Source organism: Geminicoccaceae bacterium, assembly GCA_020638465.1.
GTDB lineage: Bacteria > Pseudomonadota > Alphaproteobacteria > Geminicoccales > Geminicoccaceae > JAGREO01.
The window spans coordinates 1,011,175-1,034,823 of record JACKIM010000001.1 but is presented as its reverse complement, the minus strand read 5'-3'; the positions used below and the strand labels follow the sequence as shown (position 1 = coordinate 1,034,823).

Annotated in this window: 19 protein-coding genes and 1 riboswitch; of the genes, 11 read left to right on the top strand and 8 right to left on the bottom strand. The window is 62.3% G+C overall.

The window, feature by feature from the left end; genetic code table 11:
* Window positions 1-21: 21 nt before the first annotated feature.
* Window positions 22-1,422, bottom strand: coding sequence for a TolC family outer membrane protein (locus H6851_04880; protein MCB9942938.1), 1,401 nt, complete (start codon window positions 1,420-1,422; stop codon window positions 22-24).
* A gap of 161 nt (window positions 1,423-1,583) precedes the next feature.
* Between H6851_04880 and dinB the strand changes: the two genes are divergently transcribed.
* Window positions 1,584-2,630 (top strand): DNA polymerase IV, encoded by a 1,047-nt coding sequence (gene dinB, locus H6851_04875; protein MCB9942937.1) that lies wholly within the window; start codon window positions 1,584-1,586, stop codon window positions 2,628-2,630.
* Between the two features lie 45 nt (window positions 2,631-2,675).
* Here the strand turns inward: dinB and H6851_04870 are convergent, their stop codons facing one another.
* Both H6851_04870 and H6851_04865 read right to left on the bottom strand, forming a co-directional pair.
* A complete protein-coding gene (locus tag H6851_04870) occupies window positions 2,676-3,413 on the bottom strand; it encodes a hypothetical protein (GenBank protein MCB9942936.1) in 738 nt (245 codons plus the stop codon).
* Between the two features lie 95 nt (window positions 3,414-3,508).
* Window positions 3,509-4,393, bottom strand: coding sequence for a kinase/pyrophosphorylase (locus tag H6851_04865; protein MCB9942935.1), 885 nt, complete (start codon window positions 4,391-4,393; stop codon window positions 3,509-3,511).
* 362 nt (window positions 4,394-4,755) lie between these two features.
* Here H6851_04865 and H6851_04860 point away from each other — a divergent pair, with 362 nt between their 5' ends.
* From H6851_04860 to H6851_04845, 4 genes are all read left to right on the top strand, one after another.
* On the top strand, window positions 4,756-5,805 hold the full coding sequence (locus H6851_04860) for a uroporphyrinogen decarboxylase (GenBank protein MCB9942934.1): 1,050 nt from the start codon (window positions 4,756-4,758) through the stop codon (window positions 5,803-5,805).
* 133 nt (window positions 5,806-5,938) lie between these two features.
* On the top strand, window positions 5,939-6,373 hold the full coding sequence (locus H6851_04855) for a CopD family protein (protein ID MCB9942933.1): 435 nt from the start codon (window positions 5,939-5,941) through the stop codon (window positions 6,371-6,373).
* A 564-nt stretch (window positions 6,374-6,937) separates the two neighbouring features.
* Window positions 6,938-8,188 carry a transcription termination factor Rho gene (rho, locus tag H6851_04850; GenBank protein MCB9942932.1) on the top strand — a complete coding sequence of 417 codons (1,251 nt, stop codon included), beginning with the start codon at window positions 6,938-6,940 and terminating at the stop codon, window positions 8,186-8,188.
* A gap of 18 nt (window positions 8,189-8,206) precedes the next feature.
* The gene (locus H6851_04845) at window positions 8,207-9,397 is read left to right on the top strand and encodes a 2'-deoxycytidine 5'-triphosphate deaminase (protein MCB9942931.1); all 1,191 of its coding nucleotides are present in this window, start codon (window positions 8,207-8,209) and stop codon (window positions 9,395-9,397) included.
* Between the two features lie 21 nt (window positions 9,398-9,418).
* Here H6851_04845 and H6851_04840 read toward each other — a convergent pair whose 3' ends face one another.
* The 5 genes from H6851_04840 to H6851_04820 form a co-directional block, all read right to left on the bottom strand.
* A complete protein-coding gene (locus tag H6851_04840) occupies window positions 9,419-10,702 on the bottom strand; it encodes an FAD-binding oxidoreductase (GenBank protein ID MCB9942930.1) in 1,284 nt (427 codons plus the stop codon).
* An 8-nt stretch (window positions 10,703-10,710) separates the two neighbouring features.
* Window positions 10,711-13,620 (bottom strand): aminomethyl-transferring glycine dehydrogenase, encoded by a 2,910-nt coding sequence (gcvP, locus tag H6851_04835; GenBank protein MCB9942929.1) that lies wholly within the window; start codon window positions 13,618-13,620, stop codon window positions 10,711-10,713.
* Between the two features lie 25 nt (window positions 13,621-13,645).
* Window positions 13,646-14,020 (bottom strand): glycine cleavage system protein GcvH, encoded by a 375-nt coding sequence (gcvH, locus tag H6851_04830; GenBank protein ID MCB9942928.1) that lies wholly within the window; start codon window positions 14,018-14,020, stop codon window positions 13,646-13,648.
* Window positions 14,017-15,147 (bottom strand): glycine cleavage system aminomethyltransferase GcvT, encoded by a 1,131-nt coding sequence (gcvT, locus tag H6851_04825; GenBank protein MCB9942927.1) that lies wholly within the window; start codon window positions 15,145-15,147, stop codon window positions 14,017-14,019. The genes gcvH and gcvT overlap by 4 nt, the downstream gene beginning before the upstream one ends.
* 171 nt (window positions 15,148-15,318) lie before the next feature.
* Window positions 15,319-15,413, bottom strand: a riboswitch (glycine riboswitch).
* Window positions 15,414-15,449: 36 nt separating this feature from the next.
* A complete protein-coding gene (locus tag H6851_04820) occupies window positions 15,450-15,932 on the bottom strand; it encodes a prolyl-tRNA synthetase associated domain-containing protein (GenBank protein ID MCB9942926.1) in 483 nt (160 codons plus the stop codon).
* Window positions 15,933-16,048: 116 nt separating this feature from the next.
* Here H6851_04820 and H6851_04815 point away from each other — a divergent pair, with 116 nt between their 5' ends.
* The 6 genes from H6851_04815 (at window position 16,049) to scpA (ending at window position 23,624) form a co-directional block, all read left to right on the top strand.
* Window positions 16,049-17,464 carry an FAD-dependent oxidoreductase gene (locus tag H6851_04815; protein ID MCB9942925.1) on the top strand — a complete coding sequence of 472 codons (1,416 nt, stop codon included), beginning with the start codon at window positions 16,049-16,051 and terminating at the stop codon, window positions 17,462-17,464.
* Entirely contained in the window at window positions 17,461-18,204 is a 744-nt protein-coding gene (locus H6851_04810) for a TVP38/TMEM64 family protein (protein ID MCB9942924.1), read from the top strand. The genes H6851_04815 and H6851_04810 overlap by 4 nt, the downstream gene beginning before the upstream one ends.
* Entirely contained in the window at window positions 18,201-18,953 is a 753-nt protein-coding gene (locus H6851_04805) for a sulfotransferase (protein ID MCB9942923.1), read from the top strand. Before H6851_04810 ends, H6851_04805 begins: the two co-directional genes overlap by 4 nt.
* Window positions 18,953-19,462: a Cys-tRNA(Pro) deacylase gene (gene ybaK / locus H6851_04800; GenBank protein MCB9942922.1), complete on the top strand. Its 510-nt coding sequence runs from the start codon at window positions 18,953-18,955 to the stop codon at window positions 19,460-19,462. Before H6851_04805 ends, ybaK begins: the two co-directional genes overlap by 1 nt.
* Window positions 19,463-19,593: 131 nt before the next feature.
* On the top strand, window positions 19,594-21,471 hold the full coding sequence (locus H6851_04795) for a methylmalonyl-CoA mutase (protein ID MCB9942921.1): 1,878 nt from the start codon (window positions 19,594-19,596) through the stop codon (window positions 21,469-21,471).
* Entirely contained in the window at window positions 21,468-23,624 is a 2,157-nt protein-coding gene (gene scpA / locus H6851_04790; protein ID MCB9942920.1) for a methylmalonyl-CoA mutase, read from the top strand. Before H6851_04795 ends, scpA begins: the two co-directional genes overlap by 4 nt.
* Window positions 23,625-23,649: the final 25 nt, after the last annotated feature.

Below are 23,649 nucleotides of genomic sequence, written 5' to 3'. Positions count from 1 at the left end.
GGATTTTTCACAAAACCGGCATTATTCCACCTGATGCTTGAAAGCTGCCTTCAGGTCGGCACCATCGACACCGAACAGCTTGCTGCGCTGCCGATCATAGTAAATTTTCGGATCGTAGGCCGGAACATCGAGATCAAGACTGGCGACTGTCAATTGCCCCACAGCCGATTTCAATTGATAGGCCGCAAGGACTTCGGCCGCGCGCGCCTGCACCAGATCGGTCTGGGACTGGAACAGTTCCTGCTCCGCATCGAGAACATCGAGAACCGTCCGTTGACCCACTGTGGCTTCTTCCTGCACCCCGGCCAGGGCAACTCGATTGGCCTTGACCTGCGATTCAATGGCCACGATGGCGACGCGTGCGGCCTGAAGAACTTCCCAGGCCGTGGAAACCTGCCGCTGGATCGAACGCTGGCTGTTCTCCAGTTCGCTGCGACGCTGCTTCAACACCTGCTTGGTCTGGCGCACCTCCGAATAGACGCGCCCGCCCTGGTACAGCGGGACCGAAACCACAACACCGATCTGAGCATTCTTCCGCCAGTCGGTCCCTGCCGCCGGCCGATCCGTATAGGATACGTCACCGAGAAGATCTACCGTCGGCAGAAGATTCGATCTCGCAACATCAATCGTGTGAAGACTGTTCTCGACAAGATGCTGGCGGGACTGCACCAAGGGGTTCTGCATCGCCAGTTCGTGTGCGGCTTCTATAGATTCCGGTAAATTTTCCAATGGCTTAGGATCTTCAAGCTGGTCCGGAGCGATACCCGTGACATCGCGATACGCGGCCACCGATCCCGCCAGATTGGCCTTGGCCTGCTCAATGTCCGAGCGTGCCCGCGCAAGCCGGGCCTCGGCCTGGGCGACATCGGTACGGGCAACATCCCCCACGCGGTAACGATCCCGCGTCGCCTGCAACTGTCGCCTGATGCGATCCTCGTTGGAGAGCGCAAGATCGAGCACCGACCGATCCCGCCATGTCGAGGTATAGGCATCCACCACGTCGTAGAAAACATCCTGCTCCGTCGACAGCAGTGCGAAGCGTTGCGCCTTCACCGACTCCTCGGCAGCCGCCACGCTGGCCACCGTACCGCCACCACTGTAGAGTGACTGCCTGAGGGTAAGACCAGTATCAGCGGTAGGTCCATCGGTCGTGACCGAGTCCCGATGCTTCAATTTTGTTTCGGTGGAATTTGTTACGGCACTGCCATCAATGGTTATGGTCGGTCTGAAACCCGACAATGCCTGAGATACGTCCTCATCGACAGCCCGCAACTGGGCACGCCCGGCAGTCAGGCGGGGATTGTCCCTGTAGGCCCGTTCGAGCGCTTCATACAGCGTTTCCGCCCGCGCCACTCGACCAACCGGCCCCGGAACCGAAAATGACACAAAGAGCGCCAGCATCGCGATTGCGCAGCGTGACAACACATCTCTCCATACAGTGAAGCGCTTCGCCAGCCTAGACAATGACGAGCGATCCGCCAAATGATGCCAACCGCGGTCGACACGCCTAGTCTCAATCTCCAGTACCCCTGTTGGATGAAGGTCACACCGCGTTGACGTCAAGACGAATTATCCATATCGACATGGATGCGTTCTATGCCGCCGTCGAGCAACGTGACCGGCCGGAATACGCAGGTATACCGCTTGCAGTCGGATCGGAAAGCAGGCGAGGCGTGGTGCTGACGGCGAACTACGAAGCCCGCAGGTTCGGGGTCCGTTCAGCGATGCCATCGGCGACGGCGCGTCGGCTCTGTCCGGACATCACCTTCGTCCGCCCGCGTTTCGACGCCTACCGGGAAGCGAGCCGTATTCTGAGGACGATCTTCGAACGTCATACCTCGATTATAGAGCCATTATCTCTCGATGAAGCCTATCTCGATGTCACCCAATCTGCCAAACGCGGCCAGTCAGCGACCTGCATCGCCCACGCGATCAAGCAGGCGGTCCGCGCCGAGTTGCGCCTGACCGCGTCCGCCGGAATTTCCTACAACAAGTTTCTGGCCAAACTGGCATCCGACATGGAAAAGCCGGATGGCCTTACCGTGATACGCCCGGAACAGGCACTCGGGATCCTGGGCGGGCTCGCCATCGAGCGTTTTCATGGAATAGGGCCCGCTACCGCACGACGCCTCCATGCGGCGGGAATCCACAGTGGCGCCGACCTGCAATCGCGTTCGCCGGACGACCTGAAAACCTTGCTCGGACGGGCAGGGGCTTGGTTCTGGCACCTTTCTCAGGGCCTGGATGACCGGCCGGTGCAATCGGGGCGCAAGCGCCTTTCCGTAAGCGTGGAGACGACATTTCCGGATGATCTGGCCCATCCCGACGAGATCGGGACCGAGTTGCGAAAACTCTGCGATGACCTGCTTCGCCGGTGCGAACGCTCATCCTTTTCCGGGCGAACACTGACCCTCAAGATCAAGTATGCCGACTTTCACATCCAGACACGCAGCCATTCGGCGGCGCATCCACTTACCGACCCCGCAGAAATCCACGTGTTGGCGAAAATGCTGTTGCGCAAGGCACCGCTGCTGACCGCCGTGCGCCTCATCGGGATCGGAATAGGCCGACAGGAACACGACAGGCCGGAAAATCAGCTCAGCCTGAACTTCGAAAAAGGCGAGGGGTGAGGGAACCCGCCGCCGCCATCGACGACGTTCGGAGAGCAAGCGGGGCTACGGAAAGTCGCAAACCTGGGCGGAGACATCGACATAGCCGCGACGTACCGAAGTCGTGGCCTGAAACCGGTATTCGTTTCCGCCGACGACCACCGAATAGGTGATCGGAAGGACCGCATCGATCACCTCGCTCTTTCCTCCGATCGTCAGGAATTGCAGTCGAACCGGCTGGCCCGGATCGAACCACGCCTCGGGGCGGCCATTGTCATCGCGGTTGGAAGGACCTTCTCCCGAAACGGTTACCAGATTATCCGCAAATCCTATGGAATTGCTCGCATTGGAGACGATCGGGGTACGGACCTGCAGGCGCTTGGATTCGATCTCGCGGTCGCACCGACGCTCGATCGCCGCCTCACGAATCACGAAAGCGAGCCGATCGACGGAAACGCCTTCATCGAGCCGTCCCCGGACGATATCGACCAGCATCTTGAGATCGCCGGTCGGCACATTTGCATTGTAGTCCGCTTCGACGCGGGCGAGGGCATCGGAGAGCCGGTTGACCTCGTCTTCGGCCGTCGCATCCTGACGGACACGCTCAAGCTCGCGTTGACGAAAAACCGCAAGTTCGGTTTCCAGCCTTTCCTTCTGCGTGCGGGTCTTCGCCGTCCCGACCTCGAAGGAAGAGTAGGCCGTAAAGCCCAGCAATCCCATCGCCGCAGCGACCTTCAGCAATCCGATCAGAATTTGCTGGCGCCTTTGCCGGCGCTTTCTGGCCGCCGTCGTCAGAAGTGACATCGATCCGCCGTCTCGCCCTGTTGCAACTACCTGCATCGCGCGCGGGCCTCATGGCACCCGCTGTCCACACCAAGAAACCGCCATGGCAACCATCATCAGTCGGAAGAGTTGCCGCCATCTTCCGACGTGCCGACAATCGCCTCGATTTCGGGACTAACACGAGATTGGTATAATTGGTAGATTGTTGCAGCAGTTTCCTCAACCGATCGTTTTGTAACATCGATCTCGGGCCAGTTGTTGCGGGCAAAAAGCCGCCGGGCGAGGACCAGCTCCCTGCGAACCCGTTCGACATCCGCATAATCGCCGCCATATCGGCTGTCGTCATCGTGATCGATCCCCAGCATCTTCTGCCGGCTGCGGCGGATGTGAACGAGCGACTCGGGATTGATGGTAAGGCCGACGACCAGGGGTTTTTGCAGTCTTTCGAGAATGTGGAGTTGGGGAAGGTCCGGCACGATGGGAATATTTGCAGACTTGAGACCACGATTGGCCAGATAGACGCAAGTGGGTGTCTTCGACGTCCGCGAAACCCCAACGAGCACGACGTCGGCCTCGTCCAGTTCCTCGTAGAACTGACCGTCATCGTGCCGCATCGCGAAATCCATGGCCTCGATGCGCGAAAAATAGCCGTCATCCATGGCATGCTGGCGGCCGATCTGCGGCCGGCCGGCCGATCCCAGCATGTTGGTGAGGGCACTCATGAGGGAATCCAGGACCGGAACGCTCGGAATTCCTCGCTGACGGCAATGTTCCTGAAGGACGTGCCGCAGCTCCGGCGACACCAGGGTAAAGACGACGATGCCGGGCAGGGCGTCGATGATGGTCAGGACCTGGTCGAGCTGGGTCCGGGTTCGCACGAAGAACCACACATGCTCGACCGCCACCACGTCCTCGAATTGCGACACCGCGGCGCGGGCGACCGTCGTCACCGTCTCGCCGGTCGAATCGGAAATCAGATGAAGATGCAGGCGCATGACCATCCACAGGCTGAGTGGGGAAGAAATGAGGATGAGCTGTGAGAATCCATCCTCCCTGATAGAGCCTGATGATATCTCAGCCGATCAGCCTCTTTCATCCTTTTTGTGGATGGGAGAACGCAGGGTTTTTCATGCCACCCTACATGTTCGAAAGATCCGCACAGGATCATGCTTCCGCATGTTCTTCGCAGATTCAACGGCTTTGACATGTTATCTCCCTTATCCACAACCTCGTTTGCCTTGCGGACAGTCATGTGGATGGGTACTGGACGGCGTGCGGCGAGCGCCGTAATCCCCGCTATCATCCCCACCAACTACAACTACAATATTTTTAAAGATTCTTGATAGGGAAGAGGAGAAAAGCAATGGCCGTTCGCAAGCGGAAGCTCGTTCAGGCCGCTCTGGCAGGTGAATTCACGGACGAGATCCCGGTCTGGTTCATGCGGCAGGCGGGTCGGTATCTCCCGGAATATCGACGGACGAGAACCAGGGCCGGGTCGTTTCTCGATCTTTGTTACACCCCGGAACTGGCTATCGAGGTGACATTGCAGCCATTAAGGCGCTTTCCCTTCGATGCGGCCATTCTCTTTTCGGATATCCTTGTCATCCCGGATGCACTGGGAGCCGATGTGGGCTTTGTCGAAGGCGAGGGGCCGAAGCTGACACCCCTTCGCCATGAGGGTGACCTCGCGAAGCTCTCCAGCGAAAGGGTGGTCGAGCACCTTGCGCCGGTCTTTGCCATTCTCGAAGGTTTGCGCGGAGCCTTGCCGCCACACGTGACGCTGATCGGCTTTGCCGGTGCGCCATGGACGCTGGCGGCCTACATGATCGAAGGGGCGGGGTCGAAGGATTTCCCGACGACGCGGCTCATGGCCCGGACCCGGCCGGGCCTTTTCAAGGCCGTCATCGACCTGCTCTGCGAGGCGATCACGATCTACCTGCGACGGCAGGTGGAATCCGGAGCCGAGGTCATTCAGCTGTTCGACAGCTGGGCCAACGTGCTTGCACCCGATGAACGCCAGCGGTGGTGTGATGAACCGACTGCCCGGATCGTCGACAACCTGCGCGCCTTCGCACCCGACATCCCGGTCATCGCCTTTCCCCGCGCGATCGGTCCGGCATGCGTCGATTTTGCCCGTGTCGTCCGGCCCGATGGCCTGTCGCTCGATACCTCGCTCGATCCCGCCTGGGCGGCAACCGCTCTGCCCGGGGATCTGGTGCCGTGCCTCCAGGGCAACCTCGACCCGATGGCTGTGGTCGCGGGAGGGGAAACCATGATCCGTTCGGCCGAACGGATTGCCGATGCATGGGCCGGACGACCGTATATCTTCAACCTCGGACATGGAATTGTGCCGCAGACACCGCCGGAAAATGTCCTTTGCGTCGTTGAGCACTTGAAATCGCGATCCAGATGATCCAATACTGCTTCAGCAAGGTGCACGATCCGTTCGAACTTCCGACCCGAACCGGCACCGACAGATTGCGGCCTCGGGTTTTGGCTCCAGTCCCTGAACACTTCCTTATCAGTAAGACAATTCAGTTGGCGTGATGCTGGACGATCTATCATCCTGGCTTCGGGTGGTTCACATATTTTCGTTTGCGGCCTGGATGGCGGCGATGTGGTATCTGCCGAGGCTGATGATCTATCATGTCGGTACCGAGCCCGGTTCCGTGACCTCGGAAACGTTCAAGATCATGGAACGTCGCCTGCTCAGGGCGATAGCCACCCCGGCCATGGTCTCGACATGGATCATGGGGCTGTGGCTGGCGACCGACCTCGGTTACTGGTCTTCGGGCTGGCTGCATGCGAAGCTTCTGTTCGTGATCCTCCTGAGTGCGTATCATGGTATAATATCAGCTCATGTGCGGAAGTTCGCCAATGATGAGCGACCCAAGCCCGAGCGGTGGTACCGGATCCTCAACGAGGTCCCCACCGTCATTTTCATCATCATTCTCATATTCGTGGTTTTCAAGCCGTTTTGAGTATCCGCTCGATGAGTTCGAGCTGCCAATGAAAGGTCCTTCGACACCGTGACCGAGTCCGACGACCAGCAAGCTGAGCCGACCGATCTGGCTATCGACGAGACGAAACCTGTCCGCCGCCGCCGTGCCCGCAAGCCGCGACCGAAAGACGAAACGGACGTCGCCGCGACCGCGGATCAGCCTGCCGCCGAAAAGGAGCAACCTGCATCGAAGCCGGAGCCCGAGGTTGGAGATGCCGGTGAGAACGGGGCCATGAGTTCGTTCGAACCTCCGGAACCTGATGTCGCTCCGGATGCCGATGACGGCAAGGCAGCGAAGTTGTTGTTCGAGCCTGAATCTGAAGGCGAGGGGGAGCGTGATAGCGGGCGCGAAGCGGGTGTGCCGGCCGAGCAGGAGACAACCGGCGCGTCCGACGAGGACGAGGGAAACCGCGAGCGGCCGCGTCGTGGTGACCGCCCGCGCCGCCCGCGTCGTGGCGAGCGCGGTGAGCGCAATCAACGGCAGGACCGTCAGGAACGACCCGAGCGCCAGCAGTATGTCGAGCCCGATCCGAGTCTGCCGGCCATAAATCTCTCCGAACTGAAACGTCGCCCGCCAGGGGAACTGCTGAGTTACGCAGAGGAAATCGGCATTCCCGAAGCCACGACGCTGAAGAAATCCGATCTCGTTTTCGCGGTGCTCAAGCAGCTGGCCCAGACGGGCGTGCCGATCACGGGCGAGGGGGTGCTGGAGATTCTCCAGGACGGATTCGGGTTTCTGCGTTCGCCGGACGTGAACTACGTGGCCGGCCCCGACGATATCTATGTATCTCCTTCGCAGATACGCCGCTTCGCGTTGCGCACGGGCGACATCGTCCAGGGCATGGTCAGGGCACCGAAGGAGGGAGAGCGCTATTTCGCGCTGCTGCGGGCCAACACGATCAACTACGACCCGCCGGAGGTTGCGCGCCATCGCGTGCATTTCGAAAATCTCACGCCTTATTTCCCCACCGAAAAGCTGATGCTCGAAGTCGAGGGAAAGAAGGATACGAGCACGCGCGTCATCGACATCGTCGCGCCCCTTGGCAAGGGGCAACGCGGTCTGATCGTGGCACCTCCGCGGACCGGCAAGACCGTGCTGATGCAGAATGTCGCTCACGCGATCATGGCCAATCACCCTGAAGTCCATCTGATCGTGCTGCTCATCGACGAGCGGCCGGAAGAAGTGACCGACATGCAACGTTCGGTCCGCGGCGAAGTGGTGAGCTCGACCTTCGACGAACCGGCATCCCGTCATGTTCAGGTCGCGGAAATGGTGATCGAGAAGGCCAAGCGACTTGTCGAGCACGGCAAGGACGTGGTGATCCTGCTCGACTCGATCACGCGGCTCGCCCGGGCCTACAACACCGTCGTACCGAGTTCCGGCAAGGTGCTGACGGGCGGCGTCGACGCGAACGCGCTACAGCGGCCCAAGCGCTTCTTCGGTGCCGCGCGCAATATCGAGGATGGCGGGTCGCTTACCATCATTGCCACGGCGCTGATCGACACCGGATCGCGCATGGACGAGGTGATCTTCGAGGAGTTCAAGGGAACCGGCAATTCGGAGATCGTCCTCGACCGCCGTGTCGCCGACAAGCGCGTCTATCCGGCGATCGACATCAACAAGTCCGGCACCCGCAAGGAGGAGCTGCTGGTCGACAGGGCGACCCTGTCACGCATGTGGGTGTTGCGTCGCATCCTCAATCCGATGGGAACCGTCGACGGGATCGAGTTCATCACCGACAAGCTGCGCTTTGCCAAGACCAATGAGGATTTCTGGTCCTCGATGAACAACTAGCCCGACATTCACGATCCCATGCCAGCATCAGAAGACGACGAACCGGAACTGTTCGCATCCCTGCCCGAACAACGCCGTACGCAGCATGGGCTTCCCCAGGGCACGACGACACGGACCACGGGCATTCTGCCGTCGCACAGGCTCGAAGAGTTGCTGGGCTGGCAGGTAATCGCACCACCTCTGGCGAAAGGTCAGGTGCAGCCTTCGAGTATTGATCTGCGGTTGGGTGCCGAAGCCTTTCTGGTGGAGGCATCCTTTCTGCCGGGTTCCGGTCGGACGGTGGCCGAGCGCATCGCCGGTCTGACCATGGCACGTCTGGATCTGCGTGAAGGTGCGGTACTGGAAAGGGGCAGCGTCTACATCGTTCCGCTTCTCGAACGCCTCGAACTGCGAAAACGTTACTCGGGTATTGCCAACCCCAAGAGCTCGACGGGTCGCCTGGACGTCTTCACGCGCCTGATCACCGACTATGGTACGGAGTTCGACAGGGTTCCGGCCAATTATCGCGGTCCGCTCTATGCCGAGATTTCCCCGAGGTCGTTCAATATTCTCGCGCGGGAAGGGGCTCGATTGCTGCAATTGCGCATCCAGCGCGGCAGTCCACGCCCGTCCGATGCGGCCTTGCGCGAATTGCATGACCGATACCATCTGATTCCGGATGAGGACGATCCCGACATCAAGAATGCCGGTGTCGCCATTCGCGTCGACATTTCAGGTGTGGATGGTTCCGGGATCATCGGTTATCGCGCCCGCAAGAATGTCACCACGCCCATCGACCTCGACAATGTGGGAGCATATGCGGCGAAGGACTTCTGGCAGCCGGTTACCAGACCCGGACGTCGTGGACTGATCCTGCGCAACGACGACTTCTACATCCTTGCATCCCGGCAGGCGGTGTGGGTACCCCCCGATACGGCAGGGGAAATGATCGCCTACGACACGTCGGTCGGCGAGTTCCGGGTGCACTATGCCGGATTCTTCGATCCGGGCTTCGGTTATCATGCCGACGGTACCCGCGGGACGCGGGCGGTGCTGGAGGTGCGGGCGCACGAGGTGCCGTTCATCATCGACGACAACCAGATCATGGGCCGGATCGTCTATCACGACCTGATCGAGCCTCCCTACCGGCTCTACGGACAGGACATCGGGTCGAACTATGCCCGTCAGGGCCTGACGCTTGCCAAGCATTTCAGGCCCTGGGCGGGTTGAGGGGAGACATTCCCCTGCTTGCTACCATTCGTAGGGGCGAATCTCGCTCCCATCGGTGAATCTCTCGAACCGGAAGGCATCGACATTGACCGGAGGTTCCTCGCCCGTGGCGAGTGCCGCCATGATACGGCCGGTCGCTGCTCCCATGCCGAAGCCGTGACCGGAAAAGCCAGTGGCCACCAGCAGGCCCGGCATGGCTGCGACCGGACTCATCACCGGTATCACATCCGGCAATACGTCGATCATGCCAGCCCATCTCTCCACGGACTGAACATCTTCCAGTTGTGGGAACAATTCCTTTGCATCCCTGAGAACATCGTCAAGCAAGGCATGATCGGGCGGAGGATCCAGGACACGCATGGCCTCGAACGGACCCGGTTCGTCAAGGCTCCAGTCCACCCGACCGAAGAAATCGCGAAGGAACTTCGTGCCAATGCGAAGTTTCATGCTGGGGAGGTCGGTACGAATGACATGGCGGTAAAGCCACATGTCGCGAATGGCACCCGGCGTGATTTCAAACGTGCTGGAACCGCTGCGCGCAATGGTATAGCCGCCGTCGCGCCGCCGCCGGAATGCCGCACGTTCGCAACTGACACCGCTTTGGGTAATGAGCGGTGCCTCGTTCGAACGCATCACGGAGGCTTTCACGGCCAGCTGCGGCAGATGCAGGCCGAGATGCTTGAGCATCAGCCGCGACCAGGCACCGCCCGCCAGCACCACGGCCTTGCAGCGCACCGGGCCCTTTTCGGTGATTACCGCCGAAACGCGTCCACCCGAATGTTCGAGACCGCGCACGGCACAACGCTCGTGGATCCGGGCACCCAGCGCCTTCGCCCGCCGGGCTATCGCCGGAACGGCCCGCTGGGGTTCGGCCCGGTAGTCGCTCGGCGTGAACAATGCGCCCTTGAAGGGCTGGTGATTCGTCTGGAGCATGTGGCTGACTTCACCCGTGCTCAGCATGCGGCTGTCCAGCCCGTGTTCCCTGGCATGCACGAGCCACCGTTCGAGGCCGGCCAGACGCTTGTCCGTTTCGGCCAGATAGGTGGTACCGCCCTGGAAGAAACCGATATCCTCGTCCAGTTGCGGAACGATTTCATTCCACAGTTCGAGACTGAGCTTTATGGCGGGAATTTCGCGAGGGTCACGGCCCTGCTTGCGGATCCATCCCCAATTGCGTGAAGATTGCTCGCAGGCGATCCGTCCCTTTTCGAGCAGGGTCACGGGTACGCCGGCTGACGCCAGGAAATAGGCCGTCATCGTACCGGCGATGCCGCCGCCAATGACGGCGACTTCGGTTTCTTCCATCAGGGCTCCTATTCGGCCGCTTGTTGATAGTCCTCGATCGGCGGGCAGGTACATATCAGGTGCCTGTCACCATAGACATTATCCACGCGCCCCACAGGTGGCCAGTACTTGTCATCGCGAGTGCGGGCGTCCGGGAAAAGGGCCTTTTCGCGGCTGTAGGGAAGGGTCCAGTCCTCAAGCAGCAGGTGGTGAGTATGGGGGGCGTTCTTCAGCGGATTGACATCGCGATCCATGTCGCCGCGTTCGATCTCGGCTATTTCACCCGCGATGGCGATCATCGCGTCGCAGAACCGGTCGAGTTCCGCCTTCGATTCGCTTTCGGTCGGTTCGATCATCAGCGTCTCGGCCACGGGGAACGACATCGTCGGTGCATGGAAACCGAAATCCATCAGCCGCTTGGCGATGTCCTCCGCAGTGATGCCGGTGCGTTCCTTGATGTCGCGGATGTCGATGATGCATTCATGCGCCACCCTTCCGTTCCGGCCCCGATAGAGCACGTCGAAATGCCCTTCGAGACGTCTGGCGACATAGTTCGCACTCAGGATTGCCACCGCTGTCGCTCGCCTGAGACCCCCAGGTCCCATCATCGCGATGTAGGCCCATGAGATGGGCAGGATCGACGCCGAACCCCACGGGGCGGCCGACACGTTGCCGACCGGCTCATCGCCGGAGGCGGCGGGATTGACGCCCTTGACCACAGGGTGGTCGGGAAGGAACGGTGCCAGGTGGGACTTGACGCCGATCGGTCCCATTCCCGGTCCGCCACCGCCATGCGGGATGCAGAATGTCTTGTGCAGGTTGATATGGCTGACATCGGCCCCGTAATCTCCGGGCCGGCAGACACCCACTTGCGCGTTGAGATTGGCGCCATCGAGATAAACCTGCCCACCGTGGTCATGCACGATCTGGCAGATATCGACGATGGCTTCCTCGAACACGCCATGCGTCGACGGGTAGGTGACCATCAGCGCGGCGAGCCTGTCCGCATGCTGCGCAGCCTTGGCCCTGAGATCCTCGACATCGACATTGCCGTTCTCATCGCAGCCGACCACCACGACCCGCAATCCGGCGAGTACTGCACTGGCGGGATTGGTGCCATGTGCGGATGAAGGGATGAGGCAGATATCACGCTCGCTCTGGCCCGACCTTTCGAGATACCGCTTGATCACCAGCAATCCGGTGTATTCTCCCTGACTGCCGGCATTGGGTTGCAGCGAGACCGCATCGAAGCCGGTGATTTCAGCGAGCCAGTCCTCAAGCTCCTCGAAGAGCTGTTCGTAGCCCTGAGCCTGTTCCAGCGGGCAGAAGGGATGCAGATGGGCAACATCCCGCCATGTCACCGGTTCCATCTCGGTGGTGGCATTCAGTTTCATCGTACATGACCCGAGCGGGATCATCGACCGGTCGAGTGAGATATCCTTGGCCTGCAACCTGCGCAGGTACCGAAGCATCTCGGTTTCGCCGTGATAGAGATGGAAGACCGGATGATCGAGGAACGACGAGGTACGCCGCAGCGCTTCGGGGAAGAGCATCGTGCCGACCTTCTCGTCCATCGCCGCAACGCTCAGCCTGTCCGGCGCCTTGCGCGAGAAGACCTTCCACAGGGCCTTGACTTCGCTGCGGCGCGTGGTTTCGTCGAGGGCGATACCGATTCGGTCGCGGTCGATCACGCGCAGATTGATATGACCCTCGCGGGCCCGTGCGGCGATACGCTCGGCCTGGCCGGGAACGCGCACGGTAATGGTATCGAAGAAGATCTCGTCCTCGACATCGAAGCCGAGTTCCAGGAGTCCCGCACGCAGGATCTTCGCCATTCGGTGAATGCGTCGCGCAATCCGTTTGAGACCTTCGGGACCGTGATAGACGGCATACATGCCCGCGATGACGGCCAGCAGTACCTGGGCGGTGCAGATGTTGCTCGTCGCCTTCTCGCGTCGGATGTGCTGCTCGCGGGTCTGGAGTGCCATGCGCAGGGCAGGGCGGCCGGCGCTGTCCACCGATACGCCGATGATGCGGCCCGGCATGGATCGCTTGTAGGCCTCGCGTGTGGCGAAGAAGGCCGCATGGGGTCCGCCATAGCCCATGGGAACGCCGAACCTCTGGGCCGAACCGAGCACCACGTCCGCACCCATTTCACCCGGCGGCTTGATCATGCAGAGCGCGAGCAGGTCGGATGCGACAATCGCGAGCGCCTTCTTTCCATGGAGTTTTTCAATCACCGCGGTCGGATCGCGCAGGACACCATAGGTATCCGGGTATTGGACCAGTCCACCGAAGCATTCGGTGCTCTCGACCAGTTCCTCGACCTTGCCGATGCGCAGGTCGATACCAAGCGAACGGGCCCGGGTCCGGAGCACACCCAAAGTCTGCGGATGGCAGCGCTCGTCCGCGAGGAAGGTGTCGTTCTTGGCCTTGCTGGTACGATGAGCCATCGCCATGGCTTCGGCTGCCGCCGTGCCTTCGTCGAGCAGCGAGGCGTTGGCGATATCCATCGCCGTGATATCACATATCATTTGCTGGAAATTGAGGATCGCTTCCAGCCGTCCCTGGCTGATTTCCGCCTGATAGGGCGTATAGGCCGTGTACCAGCCGGGGTTTTCGAGGATGCGGCGGGTGACGACACCCGGAACGATGGTGCCGTAATAACCGGTGCCGATCATCGACACGAACACCTCGTTGCGCTCCATCATCTTTCGCAGATACGAGATGGTCTCACGTTCCGAACGGGCAGGGGGAAGGTCGAGCGGCCGGTTCAGCCGGATCTTCTTCGGAACCGTCTGGTCGATCAGATCGTCCAGCGACCCGGCACCGACCACATCAAGCATCGCCTGCAGATCTTCGCCACGCGGTCCTATGTGACGGTCGATGAAGTCATCGCTGCGCTCGAGCTGTTCCAGGGTCGGGCGGGTCTTGGACATGGGCTTGCTTCTCGTCCTTCGTGTTTCAGCTGATCGTTTCGAGATAGGCGTCGTACTGCTCGCGGTTCATCAGGTCGCCGAGTTCACCCTTGTCGGCGATCTTGACCTTGAAGAACCAGGCATCGCCCTCGGCGTCCTCGTTGACCTTTTCCGGGCTGTCGCTGATCGCCTGATTGGCCTCGCAAACCTCGCCACCGATCGCTGCATAGATCTCGCTGGCAGCCTTCACGCTCTCGACCACGGCACTTTCCTCGCCCTTCTTGAGCGTGCGACCCACGTCGGGCAACTCGACATAGACCACGTCACCGAGCTGTTCCTGCGCGTGGTTGGTGATGCCGATGGTGGCGATGTCGCCATCGACGGACACCCACTCGTGGTCCTTGCTGAAATACAGGCTCATCCCTTGATCTCCTTGCGATGGTAGTTATGGGGCACGAATGGCATGGCGGTGACAGTCGCGGGAACGGGTTTGCCACGCAGGATGACGTTGACGGTTTCTCCGGTCTGCGAACGGGCAAGGGTCAGGTAACCCATGGCAACGGGGCCGCCGACTGTCGGTCCGAACGCTCCGCTGGTGACCTTGCCGATGATATGGCCGTCCCTGTCCTGCACTTCCGCTCCCTCGCGCACGGGAGCCCGGCCGTCTGGCCGGAGTCCCACAAGCTTGCGTTCGGGGCTGTTGTGCATTTCGGCGAGAATGCGCTCATGACCGGGGAAGCCGCCCTCCGCTGCACGCCGCTTGCCGATGGTCCAGCGCAGGCCCGCCTCGATCGGCGTGGTCGTGGTATCAATGTCGTGACCGTAGAGGCACAGTCCCGCTTCCAGTCGCAGGCTGTCGCGGGCGCCCAACCCTGCTGGCTCGACCTCCTCGGCTGCCAGCAGCGTGCGCGCCAGCTTGACCGCGTGGTCCGCGTGCACCGAAATCTCGTAACCGTCCTCGCCGGTATAGCCCAACCGGGACACACGGCAGGAAAGTCCTGAAACGTCGAACTCCGCACTCTGCATGAAGGCCAGGTCGGCAACCTCCGGGCACAGCCTTCCGAGTACGGTCGCGGCCGCCGGTCCCTGGAGGGCGAGCAGGGCCCTGTCGGCGAGTTCCGCAACGCTCAAGTCCGGTTCCATCGCAGCACGGATCAGGGCGGTATCGGCATCGCGGCAACCCGCATTGACCACGACGAACAGGCCGTTTCCGGTCCGGGTCACGATCAGATCGTCACGGATGCCGCCTTCGTCATTGGTCAGCATGGTATAACGCGCACGGCCCGGCTTCAGGGCCCGTATCTCGCCGGGCACCAGCGTCTCCATGCGCTCGGCCGCGCCATCGCCGACGATGTGCAGCTGGCCCATGTGCGAGACATCGAACAGCGCCGCCTTCCGCCGACACTGATTGTGTTCGGCCAGGATACCCGAGGGGTATTGCACGGGCATGGACCAGCCGGCGAACGGCACCATGCGCCCACCGAGTTCCAGATGCAGATCGTGCAACGGAGTTTTCTTCAGATCTTCAGCCGGGCGCGTATCACTCATCAGGTTCGACCTCAAGCAGCACCTCCAAGGCGTCCATCGCCTCGGATTGTGCCCCCTCTGTCTAGAACCTGAGAGATTGACGAGATGCCGGCGACACGATGTCGGAGACGGGCACCTCTCCCCTTCGGTGGAGCACAATCACGAGGACGTGCCCGCTCTCCAGAGGATCCTTTCCGGATACCGGTCCTTTTGCCTGAGAGTTTCCGGGGCGGTTGCTCCTTCGGCGTCGCGCGCATCGAGCGAACGATCTCTCCCTGTATCCCAACGGATCAGCGACATCTTGCGTGACTGCCGCGAGGCGGTCAAGCAGTGAGAGAACCGTCGAGATCGACGATGGCGGGTTCGTAACCCAGCGAGCGGATGAAACCGAGAAGGTCCGCGCTGCGCAGCGTCGTCGTCGCCGTATTCTCCAGCGGGTGAACGTTGATCTTCTCGTGGCGCAGCATCTTTTCGTCGAGCACGACCCGCACCTTGCGGGCATCGTCATTGATGAGCGCCAGCGGTGTGACCGATCCGGGCCGCACACCGAGAATCTCCAGCAACGGCTCGGGCTTCGCGAATGAGAAACGCGGCGCCCCCAGAAGTCTTGCGAGACCGTTCACCTTGATCTGCTGCTCGTCGCTGCAGGTCACCAGCCAGTAATCGCCCGTCTTGTCGACCAGGAACAGGTTCTTGACGTGACCGCCTTCGAGGTGGCCGGTATGTTCCCGGGCGTCCTCCACCGTGAAGACCGGAGGATGGTCGGTCGTCGTGACCTCGATACCCTGATCCCCGAGATAGTTCATCAATTCACTGCGGGTTCTCACGATCGTGTTTCTCTCTCGATGTCGGAATACTGGTTCGTGCGGCTTCGCAGGAGTATCTGTCGTGAAAAATGATCCGGGACAAGTCTGGTGGAATGATGGTCGATCGGGTGAATGCGGACATCTGCGTGCTGGGTGCCGGCTCGGGCGGGCTTTCGGTTGCCGCCGGTGCGGCGCAGCTCGGTGCGCGCACCGTATTGATCGAACGGGCCAAAATGGGCGGAGACTGCCTGAACCACGGTTGCGTGCCGTCGAAAAGCCTGATCGCTGCCGCGTACCGCGCCCATGTCGTCCGCTCGTCGTCCGCATTCGGTATCGAGGCGATGGAACCTCGCGTCGACATGGCTTCGGTGCGACGCCATATCCACCGCGTCATTGCGGCCATCGAGCCGCATGACAGTGCGGAGCGGTTCGAGGGACTGGGCGTACAGGTCATCCGGGAGCATGGACGTTTTGTCGGCGAACGGGAGGTCGTGGCTGGAAATCATCGCATTCGCGCGAGGCGCTTTGTCATCGCCACGGGTTCGCGCGCGGCCATCCCGCCGGTTCCGGGTCTTGAAAGTGTTGATATCCTGACGAACGAGACGGTCTTCGATCTGGATACATTGCCGGGTCATCTGCTGATACTCGGAGCCGGCCCCATCGGCTGCGAACTGGCCCAGGCCTTCCACCGTCTGGGTTCGGCGGTGACCATGGTCGATATAGGCCCCATGCTCGCCCGCGACGACGGGGACATGCGTCGCGTCGTGCGCGAGAGCCTCATCGGTGACGGCGTGGCCATCCGCGATTCCGTAAAGGTGGAGCGGGTGGAGCAGGGGCCTTCGATCGTCATCCGCGACGGGAACGGGATCGGGCGGATCGAGGGCACGCATCTGCTGGTCGCAGCCGGCAGGGTACCCAATATCGAGGATCTCGGTCTGGATGCGGCCGGTATCGAGTATGATCGACGCGGGGTTACCGTCGACGGACGCCTCCGGACCACCCGCAAGACCATTTTCGCCATCGGGGATGTCACCGGAAGGTGGCAGTTCACCCACGTGGCCGGCCATCAGGCGGGGATTGTCATCCGAAATGCCTTGTTCCGCCTTCCGGCAAGGATGCGCGAGGATGCCATTCCCCGGGTGACCTATACCGATCCGGAACTTGCCCATGTGGGGTTGAGTGAGGAAGAAGCCCGGGAAAAGGGGATTGTCTGCGAAATCCTCCATTCCCCGTTTGCGGAAAATGATCGGGCAAGAGCCGAAGGTGCGGTGGAAGGCGGCATCAAGCTGGTTGTTACCCGGAAGGGGAAGGTACTCGGCGCGACCATTGTCGGTGCCCATGCCGGAGAACTGATCCTTCCCTGGGTGATGGCCATCGAACAGGACATGAAGCTGTCGAAACTGGCTTCGATGCTGGTTCCCTATCCGACATTGAGCGAGATCGGCAAGCGGGTGGCGGGTTCGTTCTACACTCCCAGACTGTTCAACGCGCGGACACGGATGCTGGTCCGCTGGCTGGCCAGGCTGGGATGATCCCGGCCGGGAAACCTTCCCCGCCCGGTGACAGGGCCGCCTGGAAACGATGGATTCCTCTGGCGATCCTGATCGCCTGCATCGGTGCGGCGTACGTGCTGGACCTGCAACACTACCTGACGTTCGACGCCCTGCGCGACCATCGGCAGGCTCTTCAGGACGTGACACGGGAAAGGCCGGTCGTCTCGGCGTTTATCATGGTATTGGTCTATGCGGCCGCCACGGCGGTATCGGTGCCGGGCGCCAGCTTTCTCACCATTGCCGCCGGGTTCCTGTTCGGCACCTGGCTGGGGGGAATGCTGGCAGTGTCGGGGGCCACTCTGGGTGCCGTGCTGGTCTTCCTCATCGCCCGCAGCTCGCTGGGCCACGGCCTGCGCCGGCGTGCGGGGCCATGGCTTGCCCGCATGGAAAGGGGGTTTGCCGAAAATGCGATGAGTTATCTTCTGGTATTGCGGCTGGTTCCCCTCTTTCCGTTCTGGCTGGTCAATCTGGTCCCGGCCTTTCTCGGCGTCGGCCTGCGTACCTATACCATCGCCACTTTTATCGGCATCATCCCCGGCGGACTGGTCTATGCCAGCGTGGGCAATGGGCTGGGTGCGCTCTTCGACCGCGGAGAAGAGCCCGACATGCAAATCTTCTTGAAACCGGAAGTTGTTATGCCGATCCTTGGACTGGTGGCACTGGCCCTCGTGCCGGTAGCTTATCGATACTGGAAAGGTCACAGCGGGAAAGATACTTGAACAACCGCCAACGATATCTCTTCATCGCCGGCAATGCCCGTTCCGGCACGACTGCCCTCACCGAACTCGTCAACTCCCATCCTTCCATTGTCGCCGGCATGGAGCGCTACTTCAATCTCGCTTCGCCCGCCCGTTGCGGCGAGCTCGTGAGCGAACTGTTCGACAACAGGCGCTTCTTCGATCCGTCGCCGGACGAAACCCACAATTTCCGCTGGCGGGATGACGCGAAGTACGTCGCCTTCCTTCGCGACAAGTATGCCAGGGCGGAAATCGTCGGCGACAAGGTCCCCAACTATTTCTGGCATGCCGAAAGATTGTTTGAGATCTTCCCCCGTTCGCGCATGCTCCTGATCACCCGTCATCCCCTGAGGGTCGCGGATTCGTGGAAAAGGCGTCAGGTGGATGCCAGCGACCTCAACTGGGAAGCCGGTGCAGCCGATGCGCTGCGCCAATGGAACCTCGGTCATGAAAAAATGGTCGAACTTGTGCTCAGGTACGGGTCCCGCTTTGGCGTTGTCGTCTATGAGGACCTGTTTTCCGGCGCCATGCACCACTTCAACCGGCTTCTGTCGTGGCTCGATGCCGGACCTCCCAGCGAATGGACCATGTCCTTCCACAAGCGGGCCACCGGCGGATGGTCCGAACGGGAGGACAGGGACCTTTTGCTGACCGACGCCGAACAGGAAATGGTGGTCGACGGTGCGCGTTTCGATTTGCGCGAGCGGCTTGTCCGGCTGGCGGGCATCTGATGGCGAAAACCGGAAGGAAAGCCGGCATGGCCTCGCGGGGTACCCACGCCGTTGCCGCGCTCGAATCGGCGGGACGGCCATTCGAACTGCACAGCTATGATTATACGGGTGAAAAGGGGGCAATCGGTCTCGAGGCCGCCATGGCTCTCGGGGTCGATCCGGGTCGCGTGTTCAAGACGCTGGTCGGTGATGTCGACGGCGTGGGCCTCGTCATGGCCATCATTCCGGTGGCCGCCACACTCGACCTGAAAGCGCTGGCCCATCAGGTGGGCGGCAAGCGGGCCGCCATGGCCGACATCCGCAAGGCGGAGCGGGCCACGGGCTACATCAAGGGCGGCATCAGCCCGTTCGGCCAGAAACAGAAGCTCGCCGCCATTCTCGATGACAGCGCGCTCGCCCACGAGACCATCTTCGTTTCCGGCGGCAAGCGTGGGCTCGAGATCGAAATCTCCGCGAGCGACCTTCTCGCCGTGCTCGGCGCGGAGACGGCCGATATCGCCCGGGAGTGACATTTCGGGCGCGCGACCGGTCGTCGCGCCGTCTGTCGGAAGGATCCCGAATGGCGGTAGAACGACGTCCATCGGGGCAGTGTGTCCCTGTGTCGTTTTCCTGATGTCCACAAGTTCCCGGAAGCCTGATCATGAATGATCGTGTCACGCCGCTCGCATCCGACTTCGATCCGGTCACGCACGACCAGTGGATGGTACTTGTGGAAAAGGTGCTGGCCGGCAGGGATTTCGAGCGTACCCTGGTTTCCCGGACAGCCGACGGAATCGCCGTGTCTCCGCTTTTCACGGAGGCTGACAGGCCCGCTTCCGGCAGTGGCACCAGCGGCGCCTATCCCTTTGTCCGCGGGTCGGTGGCCAGCGGCGATGTCGCTGCGTGGGATATCCGCCAGCTCGTCTTCGCCAGCCGCCCCGCCGATGCCCGCAAGGAGGTGGATGAGGAACTGGCAGGTGGTGCCACGTCCGTCGAATTGCGCATCGATCGTGAAAACAGGCTTTCCGGCGACGTTCCCGATGGGATCGTCCTTGGAACCACGGGCGATCTTGCCGAAGTGCTGGGAGGTGCCGACGGGAACAGTCTGGAACTCGCCTTCGATCCCGGCCCCGGTTTCGTTGCCGTCGCCGGAATGGCGACCGAGTTGGAACTTCGACGTGTGGCACTGAATGCCGATCCTCTGGGTGCTGTCGCGCTCGGCGACATGACGCCCGGCGGTGCGGTGGATTCGGCCGTCGGGCTCGCATCCGCCGTTCCGGCCTCGTGGGGCCTCCTGCGGGCCTGCGGCGAGGTCTACCATGCGGCCGGTGCGAGCGACGCCGAGGAACTGGCAGCGGTCGTGGCGACCGGCATCGCCTATCTGCGTGCGCTGGCGGACAGCGGAATGCCCGTGGACGACGCGGGCCGGCGGATCAGCCTGCGGCTTGCCGTCGACACGGATATCTTCGGCTCGATGGCCAAGCTCCGCGCCGCCCGGCGCCTCTGGGCGCGCGTGCTGGATGCCTCGGGTGTGTCGCAACCCCGTACCGGCATCGAGGCCATCACCGCCAGCCGCATGCTCACCCGTCGCGACAGCTGGACCAACCTGCTGCGAACCACGACGGCCACCTTCGCCGGCCTGTGCGGCGGCGCGCGGGCGATGACCGTCCTGCCACATGACTGGTCGCTGGGGACCTCGAATGGCAGGTCCCGCCGCCTGGCCCGCAACGTCCAGCTCATCCTCATGGAGGAGAGCCAGTTGCACCGGGTCATCGATCCGGCTGGCGGCGCCTATCTCGTCGAAAGCCTCACCGACGGCCTTGCCCGTCTCGCCTGGGAACGGGTGCAGGGGATCGAGGCGGCGGGCGGCATGGAAGCAGCACTTTCGGCCGGCATCATCCAGGAGGCGATCGCCGCCACGGCGGCGGCCCGTCTCGAACGGATCGCCACCAATCGCGAGCCGGTGATCGGGGTGAGCAGTTTTCCCCGGCTCGATGAACCGGCGGCGACGGCGGAAGCGCACGGATATGTGCCGCCTTCCGATCCGGCACTGGCCGGTTTCGAGCCGATAGCCCACCCGCTGGAACCGTCGCGGCTGGGCGGGGATTTCGAACGGCTGCGCGATATCAGCGACGATCTTCTGGCGCGTGACGGCCAGCGGCCACGCATCTGGCTGGCCTGCATCGGCAGCCTCGCCGAGCACGGCGCCCGGGCGAATTTCGCCCGCAACGCGTTCGAGGCGGGTGGCATCGAGGCGGTCGCGAGCGGCCCGCTCGATGATGTGTCCATGCTGGCGAGTGCCTTTGCCGGCAGCAATTGCCGCATGGCCTGCCTGTGCGGCAGCGATGCGGGCTACGAGCAACGTGCGGCCGCCTTTGCAGCGGCACTGGTCGATGCCGGTGCCGAGGCGGTTTATCTCGCCGGACGGCCGGACGCGAAGTTGCGCGAGGCCGGGATCGACAAGTTCGTCTACGCGGGCTGCGATCTGCTATCCCTGCTTGAGGATGCACAATCTCTCCTGATCGGAGGCCGGCCATGACCAGCATTCCCGACTTTTCGAAGATTGCACTGGATGATCGCATCGACGATGCGGCGGCACCCGGCGGAGAGTCGTGGCTTACGCCGGAGGATATCGCCGTCAGGCGGATCTACGGGCCCGACGATACCCGGTCGCTCGACTTCACGGGCGGCTTTCCCGGTCTCGCGCCCTTCCTGCGCGGTCCCTATCCGACAATGTATGTCAATCAGCCCTGGACGATCCGCCAGTATGCGGGATTTTCCACGGCCGAGGAAAGCAACGCCTTCTACCGCCGCAATCTCGCGGCCGGGCAGAAGGGGCTTTCCATCGCCTTCGACCTCGCCACCCACCGGGGCTACGATTCCGACCATCCGCGGGTGTCCGGCGATGTCGGCATGGCCGGTGTCGCCATCGATTCGATCCTCGACATGCGCCAGCTCTTCGACGGCATCCCGCTCGACCGCATGTCGGTGTCGATGACCATGAACGGTGCCGTGCTGCCGATCCTGGCGCTCTTCATCGTCGCCGGCGAGGAGCAGGGCGTGCCGGCCGACAGGCTCAGCGGCACCATCCAGAACGACATCCTCAAGGAGTTCATGGTCCGCAACACCTACATTTTCCCACCCGCACCCTCGATGCGGATCATCTCCGACATCTTCTCCTACACCGCCGCGAACATGCCGAAATTCAACTCGATCAGCATTTCCGGCTACCACATGCAGGAGGCAGGCGCGACGGCCGATCTCGAACTGGCCTACACGCTCGCCGACGGTGTGGAATATATCCGCACCGGCCTTGCCGCCGGTCTCGACATCGATGCCTTCGCGCCGCGCCTGAGCTTCTTCTGGGCCATCGGCATGAACTTCTTCATGGAAGTCGCCAAGCTGCGCGCCGCCCGGCTTCTCTGGGCCAGGCTGGTGAAACCGTTCAACCCGAAGAACCCGCGCTCGCTCTCCCTGCGGACCCATTCGCAGACCTCCGGCTGGTCGCTGACCGCGCAGGACGTCATGAACAACGTCACCCGCACCTGCATCGAGGCGCTCGCCGCCACGCATGGCCATACCCAGTCGCTGCATACCAATGCCTTCGACGAGGCGCTGGCGCTCCCCACCGACTTCTCCGCCCGCATCGCCCGCAACACGCAGCTTTTGATCCAGCAGGAGACGGGCACCTGCCGTTCCATCGACCCCTGGGGCGGCAGCTACTATGTCGAGCGGCTGACCCACGATCTCGCCGTCCGCGCGCTGGCGCATATCGACGAGGTGGAAAAGGCCGGAGGCATGGCGAAGGCCATCGAGCAGGGCATTCCCAAGCTCCGCATCGAGGAGGCGGCCGCCCGTACCCAGGCACGGATCGACAGCGGCCGGCAGACGGTGGTCGGCGTCAACCGCTACCGGGTGAGGGAGGACGAGACCATCGACGTTCTCAAGGTCGATAATGCCGCCGTCCGTGCGGCACAGCTCGAAAAGCTCGCCCGCCTGCGTGCCGAACGGGACGAGGCGGCCCTCGAACCGGCACTCCAGGCCCTGAGCAGCGCCGCCCGGACCGGCGAGGGCAACCTGCTGGCGCTGGCCGTCGATGCCGCGAGGGCGAGGGCGACCGTCGGCGAGATCACCAGCGCGCTGGAAACGGTCTACGGCCGCCACAAGGCCGAAATCCGCAGCATCACCGGGGTCTATGCGAAGGAGGCGGGAGCCATGGAGAGTGTCGGGGCCTGCCGCCGTGCCGTCGAGACCTTTGCCGAGGCGGAAGGCCGCCGTCCGCGCATCCTCATCGCCAAGATGGGGCAGGACGGTCATGACCGCGGCCAGAAGGTCATCGCCTCGGCCTTTGCCGATCTCGGCTTCGACGTCGATATCGGGCCGCTCTTCCAGACCCCCGCCGAAGCCGCCCGGCAGGCGGTCGAGAACGACGTGCACATCATAGGCGCGTCATCTCTGGCCGCCGGCCACCTGACACTGGTGCCCGAGCTGCGGGCCGAACTGGAGAGGCAGGGCCGCGGCGACATCATGATCGTTGTCGGCGGCGTGATCCCGCCGCAGGACTACGACGCCCTGCTCGCTGCCGGTGCCCGCGCGATCTTCCCCCCCGGCACCATCATCGCCGATGCCGCCATCGACCTCCTCGCCAGGCTTGCAGCCGACCTCGGTCACGAGGTCCGGGCCGCCGGGTAGGGCCGTATTCACCGGAGGTTCCCGT

What these genes read in the sequence shown, in the direction of transcription:
- dinB (MCB9942937.1), top strand. Translation starts at nt 1,584, where the DNA reads ATGGATGCGTTCTATGCCGCCGTCGAGCAACGTGACCGGCCGGAATAC.
- H6851_04870 (MCB9942936.1), bottom strand. Translation starts at nt 3,413, where the DNA reads ATGTCACTTCTGACGACGGCGGCCAGAAAGCGCCGGCAAAGGCGCCAG.
- H6851_04865 (MCB9942935.1), bottom strand. Translation starts at nt 4,393, where the DNA reads ATGGTCATGCGCCTGCATCTTCATCTGATTTCCGATTCGACCGGCGAG.
- H6851_04860 (MCB9942934.1), top strand. Translation starts at nt 4,756, where the DNA reads ATGGCCGTTCGCAAGCGGAAGCTCGTTCAGGCCGCTCTGGCAGGTGAA.
- H6851_04855 (MCB9942933.1), top strand. Translation starts at nt 5,939, where the DNA reads ATGCTGGACGATCTATCATCCTGGCTTCGGGTGGTTCACATATTTTCG.
- H6851_04845 (MCB9942931.1), top strand. Translation starts at nt 8,207, where the DNA reads ATGCCAGCATCAGAAGACGACGAACCGGAACTGTTCGCATCCCTGCCC.
- H6851_04840 (MCB9942930.1), bottom strand. Translation starts at nt 10,702, where the DNA reads ATGGAAGAAACCGAAGTCGCCGTCATTGGCGGCGGCATCGCCGGTACG.
- gcvP (MCB9942929.1), bottom strand. Translation starts at nt 13,620, where the DNA reads ATGTCCAAGACCCGCCCGACCCTGGAACAGCTCGAGCGCAGCGATGAC.
- gcvH (MCB9942928.1), bottom strand. Translation starts at nt 14,020, where the DNA reads ATGAGCCTGTATTTCAGCAAGGACCACGAGTGGGTGTCCGTCGATGGC.
- gcvT (MCB9942927.1), bottom strand. Translation starts at nt 15,147, where the DNA reads ATGAGTGATACGCGCCCGGCTGAAGATCTGAAGAAAACTCCGTTGCAC.
- H6851_04820 (MCB9942926.1), bottom strand. Translation starts at nt 15,932, where the DNA reads ATGAACTATCTCGGGGATCAGGGTATCGAGGTCACGACGACCGACCAT.
- H6851_04815 (MCB9942925.1), top strand. Translation starts at nt 16,049, where the DNA reads ATGGTCGATCGGGTGAATGCGGACATCTGCGTGCTGGGTGCCGGCTCG.
- H6851_04810 (MCB9942924.1), top strand. Translation starts at nt 17,461, where the DNA reads ATGATCCCGGCCGGGAAACCTTCCCCGCCCGGTGACAGGGCCGCCTGG.
- ybaK (MCB9942922.1), top strand. Translation starts at nt 18,953, where the DNA reads ATGGCGAAAACCGGAAGGAAAGCCGGCATGGCCTCGCGGGGTACCCAC.
- H6851_04795 (MCB9942921.1), top strand. Translation starts at nt 19,594, where the DNA reads ATGAATGATCGTGTCACGCCGCTCGCATCCGACTTCGATCCGGTCACG.
- scpA (MCB9942920.1), top strand. Translation starts at nt 21,468, where the DNA reads ATGACCAGCATTCCCGACTTTTCGAAGATTGCACTGGATGATCGCATC.